Origin of the sequence: Streptomyces sp. SID5910 (assembly GCF_009862125.1) — a bacterium.
In the GTDB taxonomy this organism is placed as follows: Bacteria; Actinomycetota; Actinomycetes; order Streptomycetales; family Streptomycetaceae; genus Streptomyces.
Window position 1 is genome coordinate 1 of record NZ_WWHX01000108.1, and the last position, 1,664, is coordinate 1,664.

1 protein-coding gene is annotated in these 1,664 nt (G+C 77.8%); it reads left to right on the forward strand.

The window, feature by feature from the left end; genetic code table 11:
* Positions 1–68 precede the first annotated feature (68 nt).
* On the forward strand, positions 69–1,646 hold the full coding sequence (locus GTW67_RS03815) for a hypothetical protein (RefSeq protein WP_161163370.1): 1,578 nt from the start codon (positions 69–71) through the stop codon (positions 1,644–1,646).
* Positions 1,647–1,664 lie beyond the last annotated feature (18 nt).

Below are 1,664 nucleotides of genomic sequence, written 5' to 3' on the forward strand. Positions count from 1 at the left end.
GTGCACCTGCCGCCGGTGACCGAGACCACGGTGGCCTCCTCGGGCCCCGCGACGGAAGGCCGGGCAGCGTGCTCGCTCTCCGTCTGAGCCGCCGCGCCCGGTTCGCCGTCCAGCTGCGCCGCCTGCTGGTCGCGGCGTTCTCGGCGGGCACGGGCTTCCTGCTGCTGTGCGCCCTCGGGCACGCGATCGGCCACTCCGACTCGACCGGCGCCTCCGCGCTCCGCCTCGCCTGGTGCGCGGCCCCCCTCGCCGCCACCGTGTACTTCGCCGTCGCCGTGGCCCGTACCGACCCGGGCACCCGGCCCCGGCCCGGCCTGTCGGCGATCGGCCTCGGACCCGGCCGGCTGATGGCCGTCTCCGCGACGACCACGGCCCTCGCCGGGGCGATCGGCTCGCTGGTGGCCCTGCTCGCCTTCCTCCACCTGCGCGGCGACCTGACCGCCAGGCCCTTCGACGGCGCCGCGGCCGACTCCCTCGCGGTCGGCCTGCGCCTCCCCTTCCCCGCGGCCGTCACCCTCCTGACGCTGCTCCCGGCGATCGCGTCCGCCGCGGTGGCCCTGTCCCTCCGCCCCCGCGAGGCGCGGCCCGCCCGCTCCACGGGCACCCGCGGCTACGGCCGCTTCGGCGCGTACGGCTGGGGCACGGCCCGCGAAACCTTCGGCACCTACGGCCGCTTCGGCGCCCGCTGGCCCCAGACCCCCACCACACCCCCAGCCCCGACACCTCCGGCCACCACCGACACACCCGAAGCCCCCATGCCCGCAAGCAGCCACACCACTCACCCCGCGGACAGCCACGCCACTCACCCCGCGGACAGCTACGCCCCTGAGCCCGCGGGCAGCCGCGCCGCTCAGCCCGCGGGCAGCCACACCCCCCAACCCGCTCAGCCTGCGGGCAGTCGTGCCGCTGGGGCGGCACGGGTGGGCGCAGGCGGCACCCTGCACTCGCCGGCAAGCGCCCCCCACCCCACGGCCACCCCGGCGGAGGCTCCCCTCACGGACACCCCGGCGGACACCCGGCCACTGACCACGGACGCCCGGCCACTGACCACGAACACCCCCCGCCAGAACACCACCACCCTCCCCTGGGGCATCGCCATCCTCACCGCAGGCCTCGCCATCGAGACCTACACCCGCAACACCACCGACCCCCACCCCACCCCCACCGCCGGCACCCTCCTCGGCTGGACCCTGACCGCCCTCGGCCTCGCGCTCGCCGGCCCCGGCCTCACCCACCTCTGCGGCCGTCTCCTCCAGGCCGCCCGCCCCGGCGCCCTGCGCCTGCTCGCCGGCCGCGTCCTCATGGAGGAGTCGAGCCGCATCGGCCGCCCCCTCGGCATCGTCTGCGCCGTGGCCTCCGCGGCCTACGCGGCGGTGACGCTGTACGGCGAGGACGGCCCCGCCGCCCACCCCCTGGGCACCCTCGGCGCCCTGGTCGTGGCCGGCGCCACGGTGGCCACCCTCCTCACCGCGGCCGTCGAGGCCAAGCACACCCGCACCGACACCACCTCCGCGCTGCTGCGCCTCGGCGCGCCCCGTTCGACGCTGCGCGCCGCCGCCGCCGTACGGGCCGCCGCACTGCTCGCCCTCTTCGGCCCGCTCACCCTGCTCGTCGCGGCCCTCGCCGCACTGCCCCTGGCCCGCTGAAGAACATCCCCCGAAGTT